The 249-nt window shown below is 66.7% G+C and carries 1 protein-coding gene; it reads right to left on the reverse strand.

The features are described from left to right. Positions 1-249: GntR family transcriptional regulator (locus tag NLU14_RS22630; protein WP_275710843.1), on the reverse strand; the 249-nt coding region annotated here is incomplete at both ends.

Raw genomic sequence — 249 nt, forward strand, 5'->3', positions numbered from 1 at the left:
CGATGCGGGCGACGACGCGGCTTTCGACAGAACGACGAATGGTGAAGACGTCCCTCGCCTCATCCACGGTCGGCTGGCACACGAAAGCGCCGCGATTGGGGATGATCGTCACAAGACCCTCGCGCTCGAGCGCGGCCAGCGCTTGCCGGATGCGCGCGCGGCTGACGTCGAAGATCGCGGCCATTTGGCCTTCCTTGAGCTGCACGCCCGGGCGCAGCCGGCGCTCAGCGATCGAGAGCCACACCTTTT

It is taken from the genome of Marinobacter iranensis (assembly GCF_029207565.1).
Classification (GTDB): Bacteria; Pseudomonadota; Gammaproteobacteria; order Pseudomonadales; family Oleiphilaceae; genus Marinobacter; species Marinobacter iranensis.